A 3,900-nucleotide genomic window follows, 5' to 3' on the forward strand; every position below is an offset into this window, starting at 1 on the left:
CCGATCAACACCAATTGATGACCCATCGCTCCTTGCCGCACGCGACAAGCGTGCCCCTCCGAAGGGATCCGCAAGGTATCCCGCCCCGGCCCGCGCCCGTTTGTACAGGATGGCGGCATCCGGTATGATGACAAGGAATGATGAGAGGGAACGGCGGGTAGCGCGTCTCTGGGGAACCGGTGTGGCCGCCGACAGGCAAGAGCGGCAAGCTTCGGCAGCAATGGGCTTCTCATGCGACGGAAGGGCACAATGGACGGCGATTCCACCCGTGTGCGAGATGATGTCTCCCAGCGGCTGATCGACCAGTACACGGAGCTTGCGCGCCTGGCCGGTGCCCTTGCCCATGAAATCAAGAATCCCCTCTCCACAATCCGGCTCAACCTGGAGCTGCTGGCCGAGGATTTTGCCAATTCAGAAAACCCGCGGGAACGGCGTGCTCTCAACCGCATCCAGATCGTTCAGCGGGAATGCGAACGATTGCAAACCATTCTGGACGATTTTCTGAAATTCACCCGAGCGGATCGGCTGAATCTGGAACCGGCCAATTTGAATGAAGAAATCCGACGAGCTTTGCAGTTTTTTGAAGCGCAGGCGCGCGAGGCCAACATCCGCATCATGGATTTTCTGGCCAGCAATTTGCCGACGGTGTTGCTGGATCGTGCGGCCTTTCAGACGGCCCTCCAGAACCTGTTGATCAACGCCCTGCAGGCGATGCCCCAGGGGGGTGAGCTGGTTGTCCGCACGGTGCCATCTCCCGAGGGTGTGGTCATCGATTTGATCGACAACGGCTGCGGGATGGATCCCGAAACCCTGGCCCATGCCTTCGACGCTTTTTTTACGACCAAACGTGGCGGCACCGGTCTGGGGCTGCCCACCGCCCGGCGAATCATCGAGGCCCACGGTGGTTCTATCACGGCTCAGAGTGAGGTTGGCCGCGGCACGCAAATAACCATCAAGCTTCCTATCCCTCGACAATTGCCAGGAGAGACAGTAGCGCGTGATGAGCGAGCGAGTCAGTCCCCCAGAGCAGAAGAGCAGGTCAGCGGCGGTTGAGGTCAAAGATCGCCCCACCGCGCGAATCCTCATTATTGATAATGACCCCGGTCATGCGGAGGTCATGGCGGAGGCTTTGGAGCGGGAAGGGTACCGGTGTCGGGTGGCCACTTCAGGACCGGAGGGCGCGAAGCTTATCCGGGAGGAGGAATTTGATGTCATCATCACGGATCTTGTGATGAACGAAATTGACGGTCTGGATATCCTCCGGCTGGCGAAGCAGGAGCAACCGGAAGCGGAGGTCATTCTCGTCACCGGTCACGGCACGATTCAGTCCGCCGTTACCGCCATGCGGGAGGGGGCGTTCAACTATTTGCTCAAGCCTCTGGATCTGGCGCAACTGCGGGCGGTGACAGAAAAGGCGGTGGAGAGCGTTCAGCTCCGCCGGACCAACGTGGAGCTCCATCGCCGGTTGGACGAGACGTTTGGCTTCCAGGGCATTGTGGGAAACAGCCCCCAGATGCGCGCTGTTCTGGAAAAAGTCAAACGGATTGCCCCCACAAACGCCACGGTGCTCATTCTCGGGGAAACGGGGACGGGCAAGGAACTCATTGCTCAGGCCATCCATCAGAACAGCCCGCGAAAGAACAAGCCCTTCGTCGCCCTCAATTGTGCAGCATTGAGTGAAAACATTTTGGAAAGTGAGCTGTTCGGCCATGTCAAGGGAGCATTCACGGATGCCTGCGCGGATCGGGTGGGAAAGTTTGAATACGCCCACGGCGGCACGCTGTTCTTGGACGAAGTGGGCGATATGCCCATGGCCACGCAGATCAAATTGCTGCGCGTTCTGGAAAACGGGGAGATCACCCGAGTGGGCTCCAACGATCCCATCAAGGTGAATGTTCGGGTGCTCTCGGCGACCAATCAAAACCTGGAAGCGCTGGTGGAGGAGGGACGCTTCCGCCGCGATCTTTACCACCGTCTCAATGTGGTCAGCATTCGGCTGCCGAGCCTGGCGGAGCGGGCGGAGGACATCCCCATCCTCATCGACCACTTCATGAAAATGTTCGCCAAAAAACACAACAAGCACATCAAAGGGATGACCCCCGCTGCCCGACGCCGCTTGCAGATGTATTCCTGGCCGGGAAATGTCCGGGAGCTCCGCAACGTTATCGAGAGCATGACCGTCGTGGATTACGATGGCATTCTCGATGTGGATGATTTGCCCGAGCAATTCGCCGACGGTGATGCCCGTCGCACGGACGCCAACAATGTGTCGTTGGCGGCGCTGGTGGGCAAGCCGTTGGAAGAAATCGAGAAAATGTTCATCGCCGAGACGCTCCGCGCCACGGGGGGAAACCGTGAGGAGGCTGCGCGGCTGCTCGGCATCGGTGAGCGGACGCTCTATCGCAAAATCAAGGAATACGGATTATCGTGACTCTTTTCTCTTCTATTGATCGCCCCAACAATTGTTGTTGTGGGGTGCTCTTGAGGGAAACTGAGTGGAAGATTCTCAGGGGCGCGGGAACTAGCCAACGGAGGTTCGGATGGCGAAGATTCGCCGTCTTCCCCAGAGCGTGATCAATAAAATCGCGGCTGGCGAGGTCATCGAACGACCTGCCAGTGTCGTGAAGGAACTTGTGGAAAACTCTCTAGACGCCGGCGCCACGCGGATTGATGTTTCGGTGGCCAAGGGAGGTATCGAGTTCATCCGCGTGGCCGACAATGGTTGTGGCATCGCCTTTGAAGACCTGGAACTGGCGGTCGCCAGTCATGCGACAAGCAAGATCAGTGATGCGGAAGACCTCTTCCACGTGCGAACGCTGGGGTTTCGGGGAGAGGCGCTCGCGTCCATCGCCGAGGTGAGCCATCTTCGTCTTCGCAGTCGTACTCCGGATTCAGACTCCGGCGGCGAAATTTACGTGGAAGGCGGCCTGGTGCGGTCCCTTGCACCGTGCGGCTGTCCTGTGGGAACGGTCGTCGAGGTTCGCCAGTTGTTCTTCAATACTCCGGTGCGGAGAAAATTCCTTCGCTCGACAACCACGGAGTTGGGCCATATTTCGGAAACTGTGGCAAAGCTGGCGCTGGCCCATTTCCGCGTGCATTTCACACTCACGCACAACGATCGGCCGGTGCTTCAGTTGCCAGCAGCAGACAACCTTCTGGAACGCATAGCGGCCCTTTACGGGCAGGACCTGGCCGACGCTCTCATTCCGGTGTCCAGTGAAGATGGGGCGGTGCGGTTGTACGGGTATGTGGCCCATCCGGCGTTCAGTCGGCCCAATGCCAAAATGCAATTTCTGTTTTTAAACGGTCGGGCGATTCGCGATCGCAATCTTCAGCACGCCCTCAATGAGGCGTACCGGGGACTTTTGACCGTGGGACGCCAGCCGGTGGCTTTTCTGGTTCTGGAAATGCCGCCCGAAATGGTGGACGTGAACGTCCATCCCACCAAGCAGGAGGTACGTTTTCTGGACAGCGGGCGACTTTACAGCCAGCTCCTCAGCACGCTGCGCAGAGAATTTCTCAGCAGTGACCTCAGCACGCGGATTCCCGCTCCCACGCCCGATCAGGGCGGCGATTCCTGGCAGTCACCACACGATCCGGAAAAGATTCGGGCAACGCGTCAGCAGATCGTGGAATGGGCAAAAGGCGAACTTCAGCAGAGACTGGCGGGAGAAGTCACATCAACTGCAGAAGTGTCGCAGAATACGGTGAGGCGAGAGCCACTCGCGCCCCACCCCGATGAAACAGCACGACATGGCGTCGGCTTGAGAGAGTTTGGTGCCTGTGGGGAGCGTGGAGCCGAAGATGATGCAGGACTCGCCACAGCCACGGCGGGGTACCGTTCTGCCGGTTCGCGAATCGCGGAATCCATTCAGACTGCTGAAGCGTTGGGGCAAAAGC

At 58.8% G+C, this 3,900-nt stretch carries 3 protein-coding genes; all 3 read left to right on the plus strand.

The window, feature by feature from the left end; all coding sequences use genetic code 11:
• The first annotated feature begins 249 nt into the window (after positions 1-249).
• The gene (locus H5U08_RS12295; RefSeq protein ID WP_297033442.1) at positions 250-1,053 is read left to right on the plus strand and encodes an ATP-binding protein; all 804 of its coding nucleotides are present in this window, start codon (positions 250-252) and stop codon (positions 1,051-1,053) included.
• Positions 1,001-2,431 carry a sigma-54 dependent transcriptional regulator gene (locus tag H5U08_RS12300; protein WP_297033444.1) on the plus strand — a complete coding sequence of 477 codons (1,431 nt, stop codon included), beginning with the start codon at positions 1,001-1,003 and terminating at the stop codon, positions 2,429-2,431. The genes H5U08_RS12295 and H5U08_RS12300 overlap by 53 nt, the downstream gene beginning before the upstream one ends.
• 109 nt (positions 2,432-2,540) lie before the next feature.
• A partial coding sequence (gene mutL, locus H5U08_RS12305) for a DNA mismatch repair endonuclease MutL (protein ID WP_297033449.1) occupies positions 2,541-3,900 on the plus strand: 1,360 nt, incomplete at its 3' end.

The organism is Thermogutta sp. (assembly GCF_014359955.1).
Lineage (GTDB): Bacteria > Planctomycetota > Planctomycetia > Pirellulales > Thermoguttaceae > Thermogutta.

Excerpts from the sequence above, each read along its gene's own strand:
- H5U08_RS12295 (WP_297033442.1), top strand. The coding sequence starts at position 250 with ATGGACGGCGATTCCACCCGTGTGCGAGATGATGTCTCCCAGCGGCTG.
- H5U08_RS12300 (WP_297033444.1), top strand. The coding sequence starts at position 1,001 with ATGAGCGAGCGAGTCAGTCCCCCAGAGCAGAAGAGCAGGTCAGCGGCG.